Genomic DNA, 22349 nt, shown 5'->3' with positions numbered 1-22349 from the left:
GAACCGCAGGAGTGATGATCGCGATGAAGGAGTTGACCTTGGAGCTGGCCTTGTCGCCCGCCGACGACACGCCGGACGCCGAGACGGCCACGGCCGCGGTGGCCGCTGTCGAGGAGGCCGCCCCCGAGGCTGCCCCTGTCACGCAGCTCGAAGAAGGCAAGATCGTCGACTATATCACCGGTGAGCCGGTGACCGACAGCAAGAAGGAGCAGGTTCGCCAGCGGACCGCCCGTGCCCTATACCATGAGCATGGCATCTCTCCTGGTGACATGGCCCGCGACTTCCCACTGCCTGTCGTCACCGATGTCGGGACGCGAAGGCGGACGAAGAGGGCGGACATCGCGATCTTTGCTCATAAGGCCGCTCACACTCCGGAGAACGTGCGTCGCGTCGTCGTCTGCAAGCCGGAGCCTAAGCTCGGGCGGAACGTCGTCAAGCTGCGCGATCCCGATCAGGCTCGCAAGGATCTGGATGAGCTGAAGGACCTCATGGGCGGCGAGGAGCGTCCGCTCTGCACGGACGGCTTGTGGACAGACGGGCTTGACTTCTTCTTCCTCCGCAAGACCATCCACCCTGCCTACGGTCCGCAGTACGCCGACACCGCTGACTGGGACACCGCTCCCGAGAGTCTCGGCAGTCGTGAGGTGGCCTCGCACCAGCGCCTGCGGCGTGCAGAGCCCGAGCGCTTGAAGATCGCTTTCCGCCGGTGCCACAACTACATCCACGGCAACGAGGGCATGCCCAAGGACGCCGCCTTCTGGCAGTTCCTCTACCTGCTGTTCGCCAAGATGTACGACGAACGGATCAGTCGGACCACCCAGCGGCCGGCCCGGTTCCGGGTCGGCATGACCGAGCGCTTCACACCCGAGGGGCGCACCGAGATCCGCAAGCGCATCGAAGGCCTCTTCGGCGAAGTAAAGTCGGTCTACGGAGACCTGTTCAAGCCCACCGACCAGATCACGCTCTCGGACAAGGCCCTCGCGTTCATCGTCGCCGAGCTCGCACCGTACGACCTGGGCGCCACTGACATCGACGCCAAGGGCGTCGCGTACCAGGAACTCGTCGGCGTCAACCTGCGCGGCGATCGCGGTCAGTACTTCACTCCGCGCGGCGCGGTGAAGCTGATGGTCGAGATCCTCAACCCCAAGGAGCACGAGAAAGTCCTCGACCCCACCTGCGGCACTGGTGGCTTCCTCCAGGAGACGCTCAACCACTTCCACCACAAGTGGCAGAAGGAGGACGGGACCTACGGCTTCCCGGACACCGAGGAGCAAATGCTGCGGTATCGGGAGAAGTTGAGCAAGTACGCCGAAGAGCAGCTGTTCGGTGCCGACTTTGACCCGTTCCTGGTCCGGGCGACCACGATGAACATCATGACTTTGGCAGACTCCACCGGACACATCATCCACATGGACTCGCTGGCCTTCCCGGAGGGAAGCGACCGATTCCCCAAAGTCGCAACGGCACAGAAGCTGTTCCCACTCGGCAGCGTCGATGTCGTACTCACCAACCCGCCCTTCGGTGCGGACATCCCGATCAGCGACGACGTGGTGCTCAACCAGTACCGAGGGGGAGTCGCGCGCTCCTGGAGCAGGGACAAGGGAAGCGGGGAGCTCCTCGAGAGCCCCAATCCGATCACGACGATGGCCCCCGAGCAGCTGTTCATCCAGCGCGCCATCGATTGGGTCCGACCCGGCGGCCGGATCGGCATCGTCCTGCCCAACGGCATCCTGTCGAACCCCGGCCCGACGGATGAGGCGATCCGCCGCTACATCCTCGACGAGTGCTTCGTCCTGGCGAGCGTGGAACTCCCGGTCGAGACGTTCGTCGTCGACGCGAACGTCAACATCCTGACGACCCTGCTCTTCCTGCAGAAGAAGACCCAGGAGGAAAGGGATGTCGCACACCACGGGAAGGAAGAGCCGTACCCGGTGTTCATGGCCGTGGCCGAGAAGGTCGGCTTCGACCGGCGAGGTAACCCCCTCTACAAGCGCCAGCCCACCGGCGAGATCATCATGGAGACCACTGAGGAGATCGAGTGGGTCAACGTGGGAGGGGAGCGGGAGCCTCGCAAACTGACCCGAAGCCGTGAAGCCATCGACAACGACCTGCCGGTCATCGCACGCAAGTACAGGGAATTCCGCAGGAAGCACGGCTTCCCCGGGCTCGCTGCGCAGCGTGCCCGGGAGATTCTGGGCGGTGATCAGCGATGATCACACGCATCGAGGCGTACCAGTACCGCTGCTTCCAGAAACTCGCCGTCGACCTGGATCCCTTCCACGTGCTCGCCGGCCCGAACGGCTCCGGCAAGACCACGCTGCTCGACATCCCCGGTCTGATCGGGGACCTACTGCGGCAACGGCGGATCGCGGACGCTTTCCTCATCGCACAAGGCGACTCGCCCGCTGCTCGCGCCCACACCCTGCAGGAGCTCGTCCACTGTGGGCGGGGCCAGGAATTCACACTCACCGTAGAGGCATCCCTGGATGAGGAGGTCGCGCGCCGGCTAGCCAGCGAGTCCACGGGCGCGTGGAACCGGAACCCGCCCACGCATCTGCGCTACGAGCTTCGCCTGGAGATCTTCAACGGCCGCGAACTGCATGTCGCCGAGGAGTACTTGTACTTCTTCGACGTGCACCGTGGAGCCCCCGAGCTAGGCGCGGTGCTCCAGGGGCGCCCGCAAGGCGGCTATCGCACGGCGCCGCGCCGGGGCTGGCGCTACGTCATCCGCCGGGAGCCGGGCCGTCCGGCACACTTCCAGCCCGAGCTGACAAGGAGCGGCTCCGGCGAGCGGCGCGTCCAGCCGGACCAACTCGCGCTGGCCACGCTCCCTTACGACCGGGAGCAGTACGGCGCCACCCTGTGGTTCACAGACCTGCTCCAGCAGGACGCTGTCTTCTACAACCCGGACTGGGCGGCGCTGCGTACGGCCTCCGCGCCTGGGGCCGCGCCGGTGCTCCAGAGCGACGGCAGGAATACACCGTGGCTGGCTCTCGACCTGCTCCAGAACCACCCCGAGCAGTACCGAGCCTGGGTGCAGCACGTACAGACCGCGCTGCCGCAGATCGAGGACATCGCGGTGCGGGTCCGCGAGGAGGACCGCTACGCCTACTTCCACGTCACCTACCGGGGCGGGCACGCGGTCACCAGCAGCGGCCTGTCCGACGGCACCCTGCGGGTTCTTGCCTTCACGTTGCTCCCATACCTGCCGAATCCGCCCAAGCTGCTCGTGACCGAGGAGCCGGAGAACGGCATCCACCCGCGTGCGATCGAGACCGTCGTCCAGTCCCTCAACTCCATGTACGACAGCCAGGTCTGGGTCTCGACGCACTCACCGCTGGTGCTGGCGAACGTCGATCTCGACGTCGTGCTCGCCGCTAGGATCGGTCAGGACGGCCAGGTAACCGTCGTACGTGGCAACCAGCACCCTCAGCTCAAGGATTGGCGAGGCGGTTTGGACATCGGGACGCTTTTCGCGGCGGGGGTTCTGGGTTGACCGCGCGCCATGTGGTGTTCCTACTCGCCGACGGCGGCATGGAGCAGCTCCTCAAAGGGTTCTTCGAGCGGGACAAGCCGCATCTGCGCCTGGGGTGCGGCCCGTTCACGCACCAGGTCTTGGTCGCGCCGACCAAAGACCCCGGGGTCTATCAGACCGCGCGTGAACTCCTCCGGCCGTTCGAGCTGACGGAGACGCACGCGGTCGTCATGCTGGACGCCCAGTGGGAAGGCAGCCCTGGCGCCTCTGCGATCCGGGAACACATCCTCGCGCAGTTGGACGGCGTGTGGGAGCAGCACGAGGTGCTCGTACTCGATCCGGAGCTGGAAGTGTGGTTCTGGCGTGACGTACCGGAGTTGGGGCACGCGCTGAACATTCCCGAGCAGCGCGGCGGCAGGACCGTGCGCGAATTGCTTCCAGCGGTGGGCTCGGCATCCTGGCCGACGGGCCAGGCCAAGCCGACCGACCCCAAGGCGGCGCTGGAGTTCCTGCGTCGGGACCGGAAGGTGCGCGCGGACCGGAGCAACGCCGTGTTCCGGCGGGCCGGTGCGCTGTCAGCAAAAGGCTGCACCGACCCTGCATACCGGCTGCTGTCAAAGACCCTGAAGACCTGGTTTCCCCCGGAGTACGGCACGTGAAGATCGCAAGCGACAAGAACCCGGTGATGTCGACCTGGCTCACCGACCAGGGCCTCCGGCTTGACGCTGGGACGTACCTGTCGGGTGCATTGGAGACGCGCAAGCTCATCGAGAAGCTGCCTCAAGCAACTCCACTTGCAGAGTTGACAACTGGTCACAACGGAGGCTTGTTCAACGGGCCGATGTTCCGGCGCATCTACGTACTCGACCGCGATCACGGCGTGCCCTTCCTCGGCAGCAAGGACATGCAGGTCCTCGACCTGTCGAACCTGCCCCTGCTGCGGCAGACTGATGCGGAGTCGGCACGCCTGTCGTACCTTCAGCTGAAGCCCGGCATGACGCTGATCTCCTGCTCGGGGTTCAATGCTGGACGACGCTCCTACGCACGCCCCGATATGGCCGGGATCTGGTCATCGCAGGACGTCCTCAAGGTCGAGCCCGATCCGCATAAGATCCCGTCCGGTTACCTGTATACCTTCCTGGCCAGCCGTTTTGGAGAGGCCCTGGTCAAGAGTGCCGTATATGGGACCGCTGTCAAGCACATCGAGCCGCAGCACATCGCGAACCTCCCGGTGCCGCGATTCAAAAGCGAGCTGGAGCAAGAGATCCACGATCTCGTCGAGGAAGCCGCAGCCCTGCGTGCCGCGCACCAAACCGGCGTGCGCGCTGCCACAACGGATTTCTTTAAGAGCGTCGGGCTCGCCGAACTGGACAACTACCAGTGGCACAAGAAGAAACGCGACCTCGGGTTCGCGGTGACGGGACTCGGCGCGACCTCCCTTCGGGCGCTTAATTTCGCCCCACGTGCCCAAGTAATTCTCGACAAGCTGGCCAGCACGGGCCACAAATCCCTCGGCGCTATCTGCGAAGGCGGGCAGTTGAGTCGAGGGACGCGGTTCAAGCGAGTCGACAGCAACTCCGAGAACGGCGTGCAGCTGATCGGCCAGCGTCAAGCATTCTGGCTCCGCCCCGAAGGGCGCTGGGTGGCACGAGCTTCAATTTCCCCTGAAGTTTTTGCCAAGGATGAGTCGATCTTGATTGCTTCCCAGGGGACGCTAGGCGAAAATGAGGTTTTTGCTCGACCGATCATTGCAACGGGCAGTTGGCTTAACTTTGCCTACTCTGAGCATTTTCTGCGCATTACCTCTGCTGACCCAGAGATCCCGGGTCCGTACCTCTTCGCGTTCCTCCGCTCTGAGGCTGCCTTCCGCGTACTTCGCTCGATGAGCGCGGGAGGAAAGCAGCAGGACATCCACGATGTCCTGCGCGCCCATCTCCCCATCCCGCTCGCCCCCGTCACGGATCGTGAGCGGATCACAGAGACGGTGCGAAAGGCGTTCCGGGACCGCGATCACGCGGACGTGCTGGAGGATGAGGCTCTGTCCCTGCTCACCAAGGCAATCGAGGAGGCTTCCGCCTAATGGCCAGGATCGTTCCTGTCGGCGAGCCCGCCAACGACGCCGAGCGTGCCGTGATCGCTCACCTGCGCGATCACGGGCCCGCCGACTGGACGGTCCTCCACAACGCGGAGATCGCCCGTTACCCTAGGGAGCTCTTCGAGGTCGACCTCGTGGTCGTGACCAGCCACGCCGTGTACGTGATCGATGTGAAGGGTACCCGAGGGCGCATCGATGTCGAAGGCTCGCAGTGGCACCCGGCCGGCCGGGCTCCCTTCCGGTCGCCGCTTCCGAAACTCCGGGCCAACTCCCGCCAGCTAAAGGGCTTGTTGGAGCAACAAGACCTCCGGCTGGGCCGCCTGTACACCGATGCACTGGTCGTTCTCCCCGACATCAACGCGGAGCTGCGCGACCACACGTCCGGTCGCCGCGATGCCGCCGCCACCGTCCGGCTTGCCGACCTGATCCCTGTCCTTTCCGATGCCACACGCGTTCCCGCGGGCCGCTTCGACAGTGACCTGGCGTCAGCCTCACTCGACGAAGCAGTTCTGAAGGTTCTCCTGGGCACGGTCCGCAAGCCCTCGGGTCCTCAACAGTTCGGTAGTTGGACAGTGGTGGAGCGGCTCAGCGAGACCGAGCGGGCCCCGGGGGTGGACGTTCTCGACGAGTACCGCGCCCGTAACGCCTTCGCGAACGCGCCGGGCTCCGGAACGGTGCGGCTCTCCGTGCGGCAGGCCGACCCGTACTTGCCGGAGCCAGAGCGGCTCGCCGCGCGGAAGCGGATCGCGATCGCCTTCGAGGCCCTTCTGAACCTGAGAGCCCACCCGAACATCGTCGGCGTGAAGGACTTCTTCGCGGCCGACGACGAGGAGCGATCCTTCGTCACCGTCTACGAGGACGTGCCCGGCCACGCACTGCGGTTGCACCTCGGCGGCGGCGCCGGCGCCCTGTCCGCCGACCAGAAGTTGCGTACCCTCGTCGGCGCGCTCCAAGGGCTCGCCTACGTGCACAGTCCGCGCGTGCGGATCGTGCACCGGGCGCTGAGCCCGTCCACCATCCTGATCTCGGCTGACGGGCGTGCCCTGCTCACCGGGTTCGACTACTCCAAGGGCCCATCAGCCCGGCCGGTCACCGTTGGTCCCGAGGCGCTGCGCTTCGCCGAGTGGGCCTACCTCGCCCCCGAATGTGCTGCCGACCCGACCCGGATGAGCTTCGCCTCGGACGTCTATGCGGTCGGCGTCGTGGCGTTCGAACTGTTCACCGGTGTCCTGCCCTTCGCCTCCACCAGCCAGCGGGCCGAGTCGAACGGCCCGCTCCCGGAAGGGGAGTTGCTGGATGCGGGAGTACGTCCGGCCCTGATCCACTGGATGCAGCTTCTCTGCGCCAAGGATCCCGAGGCCCGACCCACCGCCCAAGAGGCCCTCCGCAGGCTGAGCTTGGCCATCGGGGCGGGGCGGCAGCCGGAGAAGCGAATTGTCAAGGGCAGCGCCACGCCCGCTCCCCCTGAGGAATCCGCCGGCCCCGCCCCCCAGCCTGCCGCTGGCGCGGCACGGGGGCCAGACTTCTTCCGCCATCTGGAACCCGATTTCGAGCTCGGCACGAAACTGCTGATCCGTCACCGTCTCGGCAATCCAGGAACATACGGCGTCGCCTACAAGGTGTTCGACACCATGCGGAACCTCGACCGGGCCGTAAAGCTGATCCTGCGCGACCCCTATTCGACGTTGGAACGCGCGAAGCGCGAGTCGCGGATCCTGGAGCGACTCCAGAACAACCCGCACCCGAACGTCGTCAAGCTGTTCGATGTCGACCTGTTGCCTCCGCCCGACCGCTACCCGTATCTCGTCTTCGAGTTCGTCGAGGGGAAAGACGTCAGTTTCCTCATCACCGAGGAGCGTCTCGGCCCGGCCGACGTACTGCGCCTGGGGCGCGACACGGCCCGAGGACTTAAGCACATCCACGAAATCGGTGTGTGGCACTGCGACATCAAGCCGAGCAACCTGCTGTGGACTGACGAGGGCGTCAAACTCATCGACTTCGGCATCGCCAAGACGGCCGACACCAGCGAGGGACACCACGAGTCCACGGGCCGTTACACTCCGCCCGACCTCGACGAGATCCCCGCCGATGCGGGCGGCTACGCCGCGCGCGACCTCTACGCCCTGGGCATCACCATGTACGAGGCCCTGACCAACGGTGCCTATCCCTGGGAACGTGCGCCCTCCCCGCCCCCTGGAAGGGAACCGCGCGACCCTCGAGCAGCCTTCAGCGGGTACAGCCAGGTCTCGCCCGAGCTGGTGGCAATCATCCTCAAGGCCATCGCTCCCAAGCGCAGCCAGCGGTTCGCCTCAGCGGCAGAGATGCTGGACGCCCTCGACCGGGTCTCCTCGGCGCGCATCGAGCAGAAGGCCGAACCGGTCGCCCTGTCCGCCGCTGTCGCCCTTCCCGGCCAGCCGACCCCGGAAGACGAAGTCCCGGGAACGAATCCGTTCGTCGGGTACCTGAAGACCCTCTACAGTCAGAGCACCAGCAGCAACCGCGGTACCCGCGGCCTCGACACCTCCGGGTTCCAGGTCTACGTACAGACCGCGATGGACCAGCGACTCCTCGCCTCGCTGGGCGCGGGCCGGCACGGTCTGGTCGTCGTCACCGGCAATGCCGGAGATGGGAAGACAGCCTTCTTGGAGCGGCTCCTGCTCCACGCGGCCGACGCCGAGAACGGCGGCGCCACCTTCGGGTCGCCTCGACCCAATGGTGCGGACTTCACCTGGAACGGCCGTGCCTTCCGGACCAACCACGACGGCAGCCAGGACGAGGCAGGCCAGGACAGCGACGACGTTCTCGACGACTTCTTCCTGCCCTACGTCGGGGAAGACGAGTCGGCCTGGCCCACCGCACACGAGACTCGGCTGATCGCCATCAACGAGGGCCGGTTGACGGACTACCTCAGCCACCGGGCCGACCGCTATCCGCGCCTGCGGGAACTCCTGTCCACCGGGCAGGAGTCGGATGCGGTGACCATCGTCAACCTCAACTTCCGCGATGTCACGGCCCGGCAGACGGAGCCGTTGGCAGGGGCCGGGGAGCGGTCGCCGAAGGACACGTCCATCGTCGAGCGCATGGCCGCCGGGCTGGCCCGGTCCGACCGCTGGGAGGCCTGCGACTCCTGTGACCTCGTCACGAAGTGCTACGCCCGGCACAACGCGCAGACCCTCGCCCATCCTGACGCCGGACCGGTCGTGCGGGCCCGATTGCGCCGCCTCTACCAAGTCACCCAGCTCCGCGGCGACCTGCACATCACACTGCGGGACCTGCGGTCGGCACTCGCCTACACACTCACATCCGGACGGGATTGCGCCGAGATCCACGAGCTGTACGAGCGCGGAACGGTTCAGCAACGGCTCGACGGCTTCTACTTCTCCTCATACATGGGCCGGACGCCGGACATTGACGGACGGCCCCGCGAGCGGGACCGCTTGCTGGCCCTGCTCCGGGAGGCGGACGTGGCCGCAGTGCCGCAACCGCAGCTCGACCGGCGCCTGGATTTCGAGGGAGTGCCGAGCGGTGCGCTCGTCACCGTCGGCGGACGCGGAAACCACGACCGCGAACTCCTCGCGTCCCTGCAACAGCAACTCTCGCGGGGCGCCTCGGCCGCGTCGGCGGAGGTCGACGCCCACCGTGCCTACGTGGACGCCGCCCGACGGTTGATCTACTTCGAAAGCCTGAACGACGAGCGGGCGGAGGCGATGCTCCCGTTCCCGTCCACCCTGCGGTTCCTGGCTCTGCTCTCCTCCCCGGAGATGGCGTCCCAAGCACTCGGCACCCTGCTCCAGGCGCTCAACCGTGGCGAGGGACTGGCCGACCCGGGACGCCTTGGCGACCACCTCGCCCTCCAGATCCGCGACGTGCCCCAGGGCACCATCCGCAGCTACCGGCTATTCCCGTCCGCCGCGTTCACCCTCACAAGCGAAGCCCTGGGGACGAACGGCTACGTAGAGCGATTCCCCCACGCCCTGGTCCTGCGGTACCAGGACCTGGAACAGCCACAGCACCGGTCCGAGCTCACGGTCCGTCTGGATCTGTTCGAGCTCCTGGACCGGTTCGCGCACGGCTACCGCCCTGGAGCGGCCGACTCCCAGGGCCGCCAACTGGCCCTCACCATTTTCAAGAACACCCTCGCGTCCGTGCCTTACCAAGAGGTGCTACTCACGGCACATGGCCACGACCTCCATCGGATCAGCCGGCGACCGGACGGACAGCTGGCCCTTGAAGAGGTGCACGTGACAGGGCAGACCGAGAGTCCCGACGCGACGGAGGAGGAACAGTGAGCGTCAACGGCAAGGACCGCGAGTTCCGCCACCCCGGGATCAGTTACCTGGACTACAAGGCGCTGGAGATGGACCGCGTCCTGACGGCCTTTCTCGCGCGGCTGTGGCATCGAGGACTCCCCTCCCGCCTCCGGCGCAACCGCGAGCTCACGGTCGACAGCTTCGTGGAACTCATCCGGGACTACCCGGAAGGTTTCGCCGGCTTCGCCGCGGACACCGACACCACCCGTCGCTGGGTCGAGACGCACCTCCTCGACCTCGTCTCGCGCGGCCGGACCACGGCGAAGGTGGCTGGCCCGCGTCCACTGCACGGATTCGCATACCGCTTCCGCAACTCTCGGCAGTCCCGCTCATACGGCGCCGACGAACAGCTATACACGATGCTGGAGCACAGCAGCTCCGGCGACTACGTCCTCTCCCGGCTCCGCGGCTTCTTCTTCCCCGGCGTGGAGAGCGGTACCGGCCGGATAACATCCGCAGTGACCACCGATGTCGAGACACAGGCACTTCTCCACCTGGTGGCCCAGGCTGAGGGGCACATCGCCGACACCCCCAACGACGCAGCGCCGCACCGCGTCTACGCACCGCCGTGCCCTCAGCAGGAGGAGCTGCTGGCGGAGGACGTCCTCAAGCTGCTTCAGCACGAACAGCAGATCCCCCGATCGGTACTCGTCGACTACCTGAAGCTGCTGTTCGCCTTCCACCTCGCCCTCCACCACCTGCGCATGATGAAGCTGGTCCCGGCTGCTGTCGCACTCGGGCGGCTTGACACCGGCTGTGCCACCGGGCACCGGGGCGGGGCGGCGCACTGCACCTATCAGCCTCACCTCTTCACCGACCTGACCGGGCTCCCCGACAGCGGGCCGGCACGGCTTGCCGCCCGCAGCGCCGAGGCCTGGTACCGCCGCATCCCCGCTTTCGTGCAGGCCTCCTACACCATCAAGAAGCTGGACGACCTCGCCGAATACCTGGTCGGCCGGGGCAGGTACGTCTATGCCGGTGGCAAGCGGTATTTCACGGCCGCCGAGCTCCTGCCTCTGCTAAGCAGCGGGTACGAGGGAGAGCGCGAGGCGTACGCGGCGGCGCGACTCGCCGTTGTCCTCGGCTCGGTCAAGCCCGAGGACCAGCCTTCCGAGGTCCGCCAACTCACCTCCCTCGGCCTGTCCGAGTTCAGCGTCTACATCGAACTACTCCAGTACTACCGGGGTGCCAACCGGCGCAGCTACTTCACCGACTGCCTGGACTCGATGCTGCTGCGGAACCGCCCAGGGGCACTGCTCGCGGGCACCCGCGGCAAACAGGGAGGGCGACGCTTCGCCCTGGACAGCCGCTTGTTGGAGGTTCTCCTGCAGATCTGCCTGCTGCAGCCCGACGGCCGCGGCGGCTTCTCCACGACTGCCCTGCGAGTTGATGAGTTCCTTTCCGTGCTCCGGGAACGCTACGGCCTACACGTGGACCGGCTCCCCCATGACGACGGCTTCTCCGGAGGCCACCTCGACGACCAAGCCGCGCTGCGGGAGAACCGCGCCGCCTTCCTCCACCGGCTCCGCGAGATCGGCTACTACCAGGACATGTCGGACGCCTACCTGACCCAGACCATCACACCCCGCTACCACGTCGGCAGCGCCACCTCGGTATCCGGAGAGGTGCGATGAACCGGATCGGAGCCGTGCCGCCACTCACCGGCGTCGTCGAGGCCAACGGTGAGGAGATGACCGCCGCGCTGGAGAATCTGCTCGCACCCCGCCTGTCATCCGTTCTCCGGTCCCGTGGCACAGGCCACTGCATGCGGGTCACCGAGCTGGATGCGGCCCTGGCCGCTCGGCTTGTCCGACGGCTGCGCGGCGCGGTGGCAGATGCCGAAGTCTGGCTGCTGGCCAGCGAGTCGAACGCCTCCACATACCCTCCGGGCGGGCGGGCCGACGTCGAGGTCTCCAGCACCAAGCTGGTGGAACTGCGCAACCGCTCCGAGTCCGACGCGGCAGCACCTCCGCTGCTGGTCTTCGTGCCACCGGGGCTACGGGCGAGCGCCGAGGACTCATTCGGCACAGCCACCTTCGAAGAGGTGTCCGTCGCCGACGCCTACGAACGCCTGGCAGCCTCTCTGCTGGAGGATGTACCGGCCGCGCTCCGCCCCGGCATCACCACACTCCTGGATCAGTTGACCGCCCAGGACTGGACATCCGCGAGCGCTAGGGCTCGTGCCTGCTACCTGCTGGCATTGCGCCGGTCCGACCACCTGCCCGAGGCGGCCGGCGCCGGGGTCTACGAGCTCGGGCTGGTACCGGACTTCGACCTCTTCGCCGAGCCCGCCGAAGTCGTCGGTCGCGTGGAACGCAACGCGGGCCTGGTGCGGCGGCTCATGGAGTCCCCGCTCTCCCCGCGTCAGCGGGTACTCTCCCTCGGCCTGGCGGATGACGCCTTCGCCGGCAGGCTTGCCGAGTTCGCCGCTACTGTGGACCTCTCCGAGCCGCGCGACTGGACCCGGTGCATCGCCGTCGACCGGGAGAACTGGGGCCTGTCCTTCGGCAACTGGAACGTCCGGGAGTCACGGACCGAACCGGTCGCTGTCGAGGTACTGGAACTACCGCTGCCCCGGTCGGGCGACGATCCGTCAGCCCTGAAGAACCATCCAGCACTCGACCTGATCGCCGGACAGCCGTACCTGCTCGCCGGCCTCAACGGCACCCCTGGAATGGCTGTGCGCTTCCAGGTCACCCCGGACCCACGGAAGATCACCGGGCTCAAGCGCTTCCGGATCGAAATCTTCACCGAGAGCGGCGATCCGGTCGGCGCGCTGACTCACGTCTCCGTCTCCAAGGCCGCCAAGAGCGAGTACAAGGGGCAGCTCAGCAAGCTCACCAAGCCGGACTGGGAGGAGGGTTGGCACTACGTCAGGGTTACTCCCCTCGATGACAACGGCTTCCCCCTGGATGTCCAGCCGGGGGCCGGCCACCGCTCGGGTGGGGAGAGCGAACGCTTCTTCGTCGTCCCGGACGGTGCCTCCGACGAACCGCCCGAGCTCTCCCTCGGCCAGTACCCCGGCGTTCTGCAAGCACTGCGGGCGCTCCAGTTCGACGCGCTGGATCAAGGCCGCGACCCCCAGCGCATCGAACTGCGCGGAGTCACCCCAGCGGCCTCGGGCAGAAGCGGCGCCTCCGGTGTCGTCGCACGGTTCAGTCGAGCCGGCCAGGTCGGCATCCGGCTCTCCCCGGTCCTCACCGAACTGGAGCGGGCGATCTTGTCGGCCCCGGAGCGCCCAGGACGGCACCGGCTGGTGTCGGCCGGCTCCTCGGGGGAAACCGCGCACTTCATCGCTGAGTCGTGCCCCGCCTTCGACGAACTGGGCGGCGAGGCTCGCACCGCCTACGCGGAATTCGTGGAGGCCCGCACAACGCTCTTCCACGCTGTTCAGAGCACCGCCCCAGTCACCGCAGAGGCAGCCACCTCGGGCCCAGCCGTCCTGGAAACGTGCGACCTCAGCGCGTTGTATCCGAAGATCCTCGCCTACGCCGCGGCGTACACCTCGCTGTGCACGGAGCAGCTGCGCCGGGTCCGTGGCACCGACGGCCCCCATCAGTCCCGTGAACTTGTCCTGCTGCGTGACCTGTTGACGATCGACACCGCCGACGTGCCGCTGCGGGACAGGCTGGGCGGTCGGCACCGCGTCCTGATCACGGCCCCGACCCACCCCCAGCGCGTCCTATGGCTGGCGACTTGGGGAGAGCTCGGCCGTGCCTGGATCGAGCGCCTGCAGGTGCAACGCGAGGCGAACGGCTCGTCCGCGGACGGGAGCAGCGCACAGGCCCTGGTGATCCCCGCTCGGGACTCCCTCCTGGAACGGTTGCGCCCTCTCGGGTTCCCCTTCGCTCTCCCCCTGGACGACGGGCGCCTGATGGTCGCGGCGCAGGACCTCACCGCCTATTGGGGCGCCTATCTGCCCGACGGCTGTGAGGACCCGCGGGGGCTCCTCGGCATGCTCGGAGCGACGCTCGGTGTTCCGGCTGACTCCCGAGGCGGGGCTGAGGAGTACGGCCTGTCCGGCACGGGGCTGGCGGACCGCATCGAACGCTATGTCCGCCTCCACCCCTACGTGCGGACCCTGGTCGTGAACGCTGTGAACGCGGGCCGCGGCGAGCTCGTCGCCGATGCCCTGCTATCGCTTCAGAAGCGTCCCGCGACCCGGGACCTCCACTATGACGTGCGCCTGTGCGTCACAGATCCGGAGGCGCCCGAAGCAGGGGTAGCGCTCGGTGCGCTCCTGCGTGACAGCGGAGTCGCCACCAGTGCCGAGGCCGACGCCTTCCGCAGCACCACAGGCGGGACGCTGCGCCCCAAACTCGCCTACGCCGTGAGGGCCACCGCAGATTTCACCGAACGACCGGAGGACTTCCGAGCACATCTCACCGTGCTGGTGGACGCATTCGGCGGCGAGCGGTTCAGCACTGCACCGCGAGTCACTGCTCCAGCCGCTGTGCACGGGCTCGTGCAGGATCTGGCCACGGTCTACATCGAGGAGCAGGGCGACTTCAGCGGCGGCGGCTTCGTCGCCTGGCAGCGCACACCGCGCCACGGCACGGCAACAGACATTGATGAGGACGATCAAGCCGGGCCACTGTTGGGCCGCCTGTCGGATGTCATCTCGGTCGCCGCGGCCTCCATCGCCCTGGGCGGGTACAGCGAAGACCGAGCTCCCAGCCTCACGCTCACACTTGAGGCGGCGGACCGCGCCCTGCTGTACCACGCCCATGAGGTGAGCGACTGGGTCGTCACTGTTGACCGCTCTCTGGGGGTCGAGTACTTCGACCGGCCCCGCGGTGACCAGGATGACCCCGAGTACGTCATCGACTACACCCCGGGGGCAGAGTCCGGTCTCGGCCACCGCATCATGGTCAGCTCCCATTCCGTCGAGGAGCTGCGTTCCTTGCTGGGGCCGACGGCCGGGGAACTCGGCGTGGACGTGGAGCAGCGGCACACGCGCACCTTCTTCGAGCAGCTCCGCCTACTCAACGGCAGCCTTGCGTTCAAGTTGGCCTCCGTAGCCCGTAACCAGCGCAAGGAGGTACTCGGTCTCGCCCTCGCCAGGCTCGTACTGGAGGCCCGCGGGCAACTCGCTTCAGGCGTCGTCGTGCCGCTCGACTCTCACCAGGACCTCTACCGGGATGCCCGCAAGCGTGTGCGCGGTGGGCAGGAGGAAGCGCCGCTGCGGCGCACCGACCTCGCGCTGTTCCGCATCGACACCGAACGCCGTCTGCTCACGTGTGACCTCGTCGAGGTCAAGTGCTATGCCTCGCTCGGCGATCTGAGCAGCCACCAGCGACTGCGCGACACGGTCATGGAGCAGCTACGGCGCAGCCAAACCGTGCTGGCGGAGGCATTCGACCCGCAGTGCACAAGTCCGGACCGGGTGGACCGGGCGGTCAAGAACGTGGAGCTCGGCGCCGTACTCCGTTTCTATGCCGAGCGTGCCTTCCGACACGGAACCCTCGAAGCCGACCGCTACAGGGAATTCTTGGCCTTCGCGGACACCCTAGACGAGGGCTACCGGATGGAGTTCACCCGCACAGGGATGATCTTCGACCTAAGCAGCAAGGGCACCGGCCAGGATCAGGAAGGCGGCGTCGAGTTCCACCGCATCGGCCTCGATCGGGTCCGGGAACTCGTCGTCGGCATCCCTACCGATCTTCCGCGTCCGACGCCGGCAAGCCGAAACGAGGCCGACGAGGATGCGCGATTCGTTCTGACACTGCCTCGCGGCGAAGGGAAGCTGTCGGCCCCGGGCGATCCCGTCGCCGAGAAGCCCGTCGAAGCGATCTCCACAGCGGTGGACGATGCGGTTTATGCCGGTCCGGGAGAGAAGACAGAAGAAGACGGGCCGACCACCCCCAGCAACGGGTCACTCGCTGATACCGAGCCGTCGGTGGACGCTCCTGACCAGGCGGCGCCCCAATCCGACACGACCACTGACCAGGTTCCAGCTGCCGCTGAAGTGCCTGCCATCTTCGTCGGCGTGACCAGGCCCACTCCTCAGTACGGCATCCTCGGCCGGGCTGCCGGGAGGAGCGTCGCCCTGGACCTTGACGAGACCCACACGATCAGTCTCTTCGGTGTCCAAGGTGGGGGAAAGAGCTACACGCTCGGTTCGGTCATCGAGATGGCCACCTTGGCCTGCCCACCGGTGAACGAACTGCCCCACCCGCTGGCCACTATCGTGTTCCACTACAGCCAGACCTCTGACTACGCGCCGGAGTTCACCAGCATGGCCGCACCCAACGACGACGCCGAACAGTTGGCGGCGCTCAGGGAACAGTACGGAGCCAGTCCCAAAGCACTTGACGACATTGTGCTCGTCACTCCGGAGGCCCATCTTCAACGGCGCCGCGAGGAGTACCCGGGGCTTTCCGTACACGCCCTGAAGTTCGCTTCCACCGAACTTCAGGCGGCCCATTGGCGCTTCCTCATGGGGGCGGTCGGCAACCAGTCGACCTACATCCGCCAGCTGACGAGCATCATGCGCGCCAACCGGGACGACCTCAGCCTGGCTGCTCTCCGTCGTGGAGTGGACGACTCCGACATGCCGGACCACCTCAAGCGGCAGGCACACGGACGGCTCAAGCTGGCCTCGCAGTACATCGACGACTCTGCCGCGTTGAAGAGCCTCGTCCGTCCCGGCCGCCTCATCATTGTGGACCTGCGAGACGACTTCATCGACGAGGACGAGGCCCTGGGCCTGTTCGTCGTGCTCATGCAGTTGTTCGCCGAAGCGCGCCAGGAGAGCCGGCGGTTCAACAAGCTCGTCGTCTTCGACGAGGCCCACAAGTACATGGCGAACCAGGACCTGGTCTCAGGGCTTGTGTCCTCCGTCCGCGAGATGCGGCACAAGGGAATGAGCGTCCTCGTCGCCAGTCAGGACCCGCCGTCCGTTCCGGTCTCGCTGATCGAACTGTCGAACCACATCATCCTGCACAAGGTCACTTCGCCCGCCTGGCTCAAGCACCTCCAGAAGGCAAACGCTTCCCTCAACAGCCTGAGTTCGGAACAGCTCGCCCGTCTTGCTCCGGGTGAAGGCTACATCTGGTCGGGCAAGGCGACGGATCCTGCCTTTGCGACGGGAGCTGTGAAGCTCGCCTTCCGTCCGCGGGTGACCCGGCACGGAGGAGCGACGAAGACGGCGTCCGGTTCGTAGACAGGAGTAGAGCCTGGGGCATCTCAGCGTCCCGGACGGGCATGGCCGGAAGGTTCTGGAACGGCATCCGGCAACGGCGCTTCGGTCGCGGGGTCCGACCGTCCAGCGGTTGGCAGCTTCCCGCGATGAGATCGGCGCCCAGGACCCCCAAGGTACCGCCGCAGTTCGGGCACGCATCGATCAGGTAGCAGGAGTGACGAACGCACGCGAAGACCCACCGCCCGGGCGCCGGCCCGTAGATCGGGGCGTCCTTGGGGGAGCATGAGGTCCGCCGGAGTCTCGCCTTCGGCGAGGACTCCGGTGATCTGCACGGCCCGGCCGATGCTGATGCTGTGGTCGGATGCGGCGGCGTTCAGCCAGCTGAGCAGGCTCTTTCCGGGAACCGGCGGTTGGACTGGGGCAAGGCGGCGCGGCAGGGCACCAACGGCGGGTCCTCTCACCGCAGGAGAGGTGCTCACTGAGCTCGGCGGCAGGCCGGGCCGACTATCGGCGGACACCAAGCCGCTCGGCGTCACACGGCCCGCCCCGCCTCGAACAATGCCGGCTGGTCGCTCGATGAGGTCGAGGGCGGAACCAGCGTGCTGCCGACCTGGTGATCCTTGAGTGTCTGCCCGCTCTCGTCGACCCAGGCCACGCGGCCGTTCAGGTTCACCCCCGCCATTACGCTGGCTGCCTGGGACGGGCTGCCGAACACGTGATCGCGCACCAAGCGCAGGTGCTTCTTGTCCTGCGTCTCCACCAGGACATGGTCGTCGAGAAGTTGCTGCCGGCGCTGGCGGTAACCGGGCGACAGCTTCTCCGCCTTGCCGATCCTGCCCAGTGCCCCTTCGCGGACCAGGAACCCGTCGGAGCACTCGAAGCCCCAGCTTGACGTGCCCTTGGGCTTCAGCTGGTACTGCACGCCCTCGGCGTCGGCGGGAGCGACCGTGGTGGCAGGCTCCTCCAGACACACCACGCCCAGGACACCCATGAGCAGCAACATGTCCTCGAACAGCCGGTCGTGGGCAGACTGCTCCTCGGCACGAGGCGGCGTCGGATTCGGCGTCACGTCGTTGTCCACGATCGCGACGCCAGCTGCGCGCGCCTGACGGATCAGCCGGGCTTCCAGCTGGACCACATGAGCTTCGGTCAGACCGCTCTTGTTGTCCGTGGTGAACGCGAAACCCTCGGTCCAGAAGTCCTTCTTCCGCTGGTGATCGTCGAGCCGCGTCGTTAGGACCTGCCCGCGCCCCATGTAGACGCGCTGCTTGCCCGGGTGGTCAAGGTCCGGCCCCTGCACCAGGTAGACGCCAGTTCGAGACAGCTCCTCGCGCATGCGAGCCTTGGGGTAGTCCGCCCGCCCGAAGGCGATGCAGATGCACGAGCGCTCTGCGCTGTATGCCTTCCGGATGCCGCTCGGCCGACCGTCGGCCAGAGCGATATGGACAAGAGTCTCTTTGCTGGTCACGACGGAAACGATCGCACACCACCCAGCCGGCACGTGGCCGCCCTGTCACAAGACGCCCCGGTCAACTACGCGGCGCTGGGGCGCCCTCTGCTCGGCGGTGGCCTCGGCGGTGGCCACATTGGGCATGACGCTCAAGAATGTCACTCACCGCAACCGCTGTGCAGGCGGGATTCGCGAAAGAACGGCGCCTTCCCGATCCGCCCCCGATACATGCCTCGGGACGCGCGGGCACTCCTCGGGCACTTTTTGGGGCACCACAGGATCAGAGCCCAGTGAGACAACGACTACATACAGCGACAAGCCGCAGTTCGGCGACTCGCTCGGGAGCCTCCCGGAGAAAAGCTATCGACGCAGCGTGGCCGCCGATCGACGCATCCGGCATGCGTTGGTTTCGTGCCCGATAGTCCCACGATCCCAAGGTCACAGGACGGCAAAAACCCCAGGTCAGAGGCTATGACCTGGGGTTTCCTTGAGCCGCCTTCGGGATTCGAACCCGAGACCTACGCATTACGAGTGCGTTGCTCTGGCCAGCTGAGCTAAGGCGGCACGCTTTCTGGACCCATGGTGGGTGCAGCAGCGTCGCCAAGTCTACACAGTTTCCGGGGGTGGTCCGACCGCCCCCGGACAGGGCCTATGAGCAGCGCTTTCCGTCGGTCGGCGGGGTGCCTTCCAGGAGGTACGCGTTGATCGCCGAGTCGATGCAGTCGCTGCCCCGGCCGTACGCCGTGTGGCCGTCGCCCTCGTAGGTGAGGAGCGTGCCCGAGGAGAGCTGCTCCGACAGCGAGCGGGCCCAGCGGTACGGGGTGGCCGGGTCGCGGGTGGTGCCGACGACGAGGATCGGGGCGGCGCCCTCGGCGGTGATGCGGTGCGGGCGGCCGGTGGGCGGCGTCGGCCAGTACGCGCAGTTGAGGGCGGCCCAGGCCAGGCCCCTGCCGAAGACGGGCGAGGCCTTCTCGAAGGACGGTACGGCCTTCTCCACGTCCGCCGGGCCGGTGTAGGACGACGGCAGGTCGAGGCAGTTCACGGCCGCGTTGGCGAACATGAGGTTCGCGTACGTGCCGTCCGCCTCCCGCTCGTAGTAGCCGTCCGCCAGTGCGAGCAGCCCCGAGCCCTCGCCGCCGATCGCCCGGGTCAGTGCCTCCCGCAGCTGCGGCCACGCCCCCTCGTCGTACATCGCCGCGATCACCCCGGTCGTCGCGAGGGACTCACCGAGCGCGCGGGTCTCGCCCGTCGGCACCGGCTTCGCGTCCACGTCGCGGAAGAACTTCTTCAGCGCCTCGCCCGCCGCGTCCACCGACCCCGTGCCGAGCGGGCAGTCCTTCTTCTCGACGCAGTCGGCGGCGAAGGCGCGGAAGGCGGTCTCGAAGCCCGCCGTCTGGTCGCGGTTGAGGTCCAGCGACGGGAGCGACGGGTCCATCGCCCCGTCCAGGACCAGCCTGCCCACCCGGGCGGGGAACAGCTCGGCGTAGGTCGCGCCCAGGAACGTGCCGTACGACGCCCCCACATAGCTGAGCCTCGCGTCCCCCAGCACCGCCCGCAGCACGTCCATGTCCCGGGCCGTCTCCACCGTGGAGACATGCGGCAGGATCTTCCCCGACTTCTGCTCGCAGCCCGCCGCGAACTCCTTGAACGCCGTCGTCAGCGCGGTGATCTCCGCCGCGTCGTCCGGTGTCTGGTCGGTCTGCGTGTACGCGTCCATCCGCGGGCCCGTGAGGCATTCGACCGGCTCGCTGCGGGCGACCCCGCGCGGGTCGACGGCCACCATGTCGTAGCGGGCGCGGACCGGTGCCGGGTAGCCGATGCCCGCGTACCCCTGGAGGTAGCCGACGGCCGAGCCTCCGGGGCCGCCCGGGTTGACCAGGAGCGACCCGAGCCGCTTCCCCGGGCCGGTGGCCCGCGCCCGGGACACCGCGAGCTCGATGTCGCCCGCCTCCGGCTTCGCGTAGTCCAGCGGGACCCGCAGGGTCGCGCACTGGAAGCCCTCGACGCCGCAGTCACGCCACTTCAGCTTCTGCGCGTAGTGCTTCTTCAGCGCGTCGGGCGTCGCGGACGCGGGGGGCGCCGCCGCGGCCGTGCTGCGGGACGCCGCCGCGTCGCTTCCGCCGGAGCAGCCGGAGAGGATCAGCCCGGCCGCCGCGAGGGCGGTGGCGGACATACGGAGCAAACGCCTGGAGTCCATTCCCGGAGCGTATCCGGACCGGTACGGAACGTGTCCAATCGCCGCCCGGCGGCCGGGCTGCCGGGAGTCCGTGGCCGGGTGCCCGAGCAGAAGCCCACGGCCGCCCGGCCGAACCCCCTCAGCCCCTCAGCCTCCCAGCCTCTCAGCCTCTCAGCGACATCGTCATCGCCTCCACCGCGAGCAGCGGTGCCACGTTGCGGTCGAGGGCCTCGCGGCAGGCGAGGACGGCCTCGATGCGGCGCAGGGTGCGCTCCGGGGTGGTGTCGGCCGCGATCCGTTCGATCGCGTCCCGTACGTCCGTGTTGGCCAGGGCGGTCGTCGAACTCAGCTGGAGCGCGAGCACATCGCGGTAGAAGCCGGTCAGGTCCGTGAGCGCCAGGTCCAGGCTGTCGCGCTGCGTACGCGTCCTGCGGCGCTTCTGCCGGTCCTCCAGCTCCTTCATCGCCCCCGCCGTGCCGCGCGGCATCCGCCCGCCCTGCGTCGCGCCGAGGGCCGCCTTCAGCTCCTCGGTCTCCTTGACGTCGACCTCCTCGGCGGCCTGCTTCGCGTCCTCCGCCGCCGCGTCCACCAGTTCCTGCGCGGCCTTCAGACAGCCGCCGACGTCACCGACACGCAGCGGCAGCTTGAGGACCACGGACCTGCGGGCGCGGGCCCGCTCGTCGGTGGCCAGTCTGCGGGCCCGGTCGATGTGCCCCTGGGTGGCGCGCGCGGCCGCGTGCGCCGCCTCCGGCTCGATGCCGTCACGCCGTACGAGCAGGTCGGCGACGGCCTCCACGGGCGGGGTGCGCAGGGTCAGGTGCCGGCAGCGGGAGCGGATCGTGGGCAGCACGTCCTCCAGGGAGGGTGCGCAGAGCAGCCAGACCGTGCGGGGCGCGGGCTCCTCGACGGCCTTCAGGAGGACGTTGCCCGCGCCTTCGGTGAGCCGGTCGGCGTCCTCCATGACGATGATCTGCCAGCGGCCGCCCGCCGGGGAGAGCTGGGCGCGCCGGACCAGGGCGCGGGTCTCCTTCACACCGATCGACAGCAGGTCGGTGCGGATGATCTCGACGTCCGCGTGGGTGCCGATCAGGGTCGTGTGGCAGCCGTCGCAGAAGCCGCAGCCCGGGGCGCCGCCGAGGGCCCGGTCGGGGCTCACGCACTGGAGCGCGGCGGCGAACGCGCGCGCCGCCGTCGCCCGCCCGGACCCCGGCGGGCCGGTGAACAGCCAGGCGTGGGTCATCTTCGAGGCCTCGGGGACGGGCTGCCCCGTGGCATGGGCGGTCACGAACGTGTCGGCGTCCCGTGCGGCGGCGGAGAGCTGCTCCTCCACCTTCGACTGTCCGACCAGGTCGTCCCATACGGCCATGTCTGCCCCTCCTCAGGTACGCCTCCCATTGTGGGGCAGACCTCCGACAGTCCCGGCCGGGCGGAGGGGCAGGGGCGGGACGGCTCCCGGGTGGCGGAGGGGGAACGGCGGTGCGGCGCCCGGCCGACGGGACCGGTCGGCGGGGCGCCTCCGGGTCAGTTCTCGGTCCGGGGGCGCGTCAGCCACAGCGCGACGGCGGAGCCGAGCACCACCGTGCCCGTTCCGGCGCTGGCGACGATGTGGGTGGACCCGTTCCAGCCCGCGAAGGTGTTGACGTAGGCGTTGGCGAGGACGCTCAGGACCAGCGCCGACCAGAACAGGGACCGCATGGGA

Annotated in this window: 11 protein-coding genes and 1 tRNA gene; 7 read left to right on the top strand and 5 right to left on the bottom strand. The window is 67.9% G+C overall.

Annotated elements, in window-relative coordinates:
* Positions 1–14 precede the first annotated feature (14 nt).
* From ACIRQY_RS15815 to ACIRQY_RS15785, 7 genes are read left to right on the top strand one after another with little or no spacing between them, the layout of a single operon-like run.
* Positions 15–2213, top strand: coding sequence for a restriction endonuclease subunit M (locus ACIRQY_RS15815; RefSeq protein WP_403925751.1), 2199 nt, complete (start codon positions 15–17; stop codon positions 2211–2213).
* Positions 2210–3496 (top strand): AAA family ATPase, encoded by a 1287-nt coding sequence (locus ACIRQY_RS15810; protein ID WP_403925748.1) that lies wholly within the window; start codon positions 2210–2212, stop codon positions 3494–3496. Before ACIRQY_RS15815 ends, ACIRQY_RS15810 begins: the two co-directional genes overlap by 4 nt.
* Entirely contained in the window at positions 3493–4134 is a 642-nt protein-coding gene (locus tag ACIRQY_RS15805) for a hypothetical protein (protein ID WP_403925745.1), read from the top strand. Before ACIRQY_RS15810 ends, ACIRQY_RS15805 begins: the two co-directional genes overlap by 4 nt.
* Positions 4131–5555, top strand: coding sequence for a restriction endonuclease subunit S (locus tag ACIRQY_RS15800; protein ID WP_403925742.1), 1425 nt, complete (start codon positions 4131–4133; stop codon positions 5553–5555). The genes ACIRQY_RS15805 and ACIRQY_RS15800 overlap by 4 nt, the downstream gene beginning before the upstream one ends.
* Positions 5555–9859 carry a protein kinase gene (locus tag ACIRQY_RS15795; RefSeq protein ID WP_403925739.1) on the top strand — a complete coding sequence of 1435 codons (4305 nt, stop codon included), beginning with the start codon at positions 5555–5557 and terminating at the stop codon, positions 9857–9859. The genes ACIRQY_RS15800 and ACIRQY_RS15795 overlap by 1 nt, the downstream gene beginning before the upstream one ends.
* Complete coding sequence (locus tag ACIRQY_RS15790; RefSeq protein WP_403925736.1) at positions 9856–11514, top strand: hypothetical protein; 1659 nt, start codon at positions 9856–9858, stop codon at positions 11512–11514. Before ACIRQY_RS15795 ends, ACIRQY_RS15790 begins: the two co-directional genes overlap by 4 nt.
* Positions 11511–17045, top strand: a complete 5535-nt coding sequence (locus ACIRQY_RS15785) for a hypothetical protein (protein WP_403925733.1) — start codon at positions 11511–11513, stop codon at positions 17043–17045. Before ACIRQY_RS15790 ends, ACIRQY_RS15785 begins: the two co-directional genes overlap by 4 nt.
* A 511-nt stretch (positions 17046–17556) precedes the next feature.
* Here the strand turns inward: ACIRQY_RS15785 and ACIRQY_RS15780 are convergent.
* The 5 genes from ACIRQY_RS15780 to ACIRQY_RS15760 form a co-directional block, all read right to left on the bottom strand.
* On the bottom strand, positions 17557–18492 hold the full coding sequence (locus tag ACIRQY_RS15780) for a GIY-YIG nuclease family protein (protein WP_403925730.1): 936 nt from the start codon (positions 18490–18492) through the stop codon (positions 17557–17559).
* 472 nt (positions 18493–18964) lie between these two features.
* Positions 18965–19038: transfer RNA gene (locus tag ACIRQY_RS15775), tRNA-Thr, on the bottom strand.
* A gap of 85 nt (positions 19039–19123) precedes the next feature.
* Positions 19124–20671 carry an alpha/beta hydrolase gene (locus tag ACIRQY_RS15770; RefSeq protein WP_403925727.1) on the bottom strand — a complete coding sequence of 516 codons (1548 nt, stop codon included), beginning with the start codon at positions 20669–20671 and terminating at the stop codon, positions 19124–19126.
* Positions 20672–20813: 142 nt separating this feature from the next.
* Positions 20814–22016 (bottom strand): DNA polymerase III subunit delta', encoded by a 1203-nt coding sequence (locus ACIRQY_RS15765; RefSeq protein ID WP_403925724.1) that lies wholly within the window; start codon positions 22014–22016, stop codon positions 20814–20816.
* 155 nt (positions 22017–22171) lie between these two features.
* Positions 22172–22345: a hypothetical protein gene (locus ACIRQY_RS15760; RefSeq protein WP_403925720.1), complete on the bottom strand. Its 174-nt coding sequence runs from the start codon at positions 22343–22345 to the stop codon at positions 22172–22174.
* Positions 22346–22349: the final 4 nt, after the last annotated feature.

The sequence above is a fragment of the Streptomyces sp. NPDC101490 genome, from assembly GCF_044767145.1.
Lineage (GTDB): Bacteria > Actinomycetota > Actinomycetes > Streptomycetales > Streptomycetaceae > Streptomyces.
The sequence above is the reverse complement of the archived record's forward strand: the minus strand, read 5'-3'. Positions and strand labels throughout refer to the sequence as shown.

Bases quoted from the DNA above. Each gene is read 5' to 3' on its own strand.
- ACIRQY_RS15760 (WP_403925720.1), bottom strand. From the start codon at position 22,345: ATGCGGTCCCTGTTCTGGTCGGCGCTGGTCCTGAGCGTCCTCGCCAAC.
- ACIRQY_RS15795 (WP_403925739.1), top strand. From the start codon at position 5,555: ATGGCCAGGATCGTTCCTGTCGGCGAGCCCGCCAACGACGCCGAGCGT.
- ACIRQY_RS15770 (WP_403925727.1), bottom strand. From the start codon at position 20,671: ATGGACTCCAGGCGTTTGCTCCGTATGTCCGCCACCGCCCTCGCGGCG.
- ACIRQY_RS15815 (WP_403925751.1), top strand. From the start codon at position 15: ATGATCGCGATGAAGGAGTTGACCTTGGAGCTGGCCTTGTCGCCCGCC.
- ACIRQY_RS15810 (WP_403925748.1), top strand. From the start codon at position 2,210: ATGATCACACGCATCGAGGCGTACCAGTACCGCTGCTTCCAGAAACTC.
- ACIRQY_RS15785 (WP_403925733.1), top strand. From the start codon at position 11,511: ATGAACCGGATCGGAGCCGTGCCGCCACTCACCGGCGTCGTCGAGGCC.
- ACIRQY_RS15765 (WP_403925724.1), bottom strand. From the start codon at position 22,016: ATGGCCGTATGGGACGACCTGGTCGGACAGTCGAAGGTGGAGGAGCAG.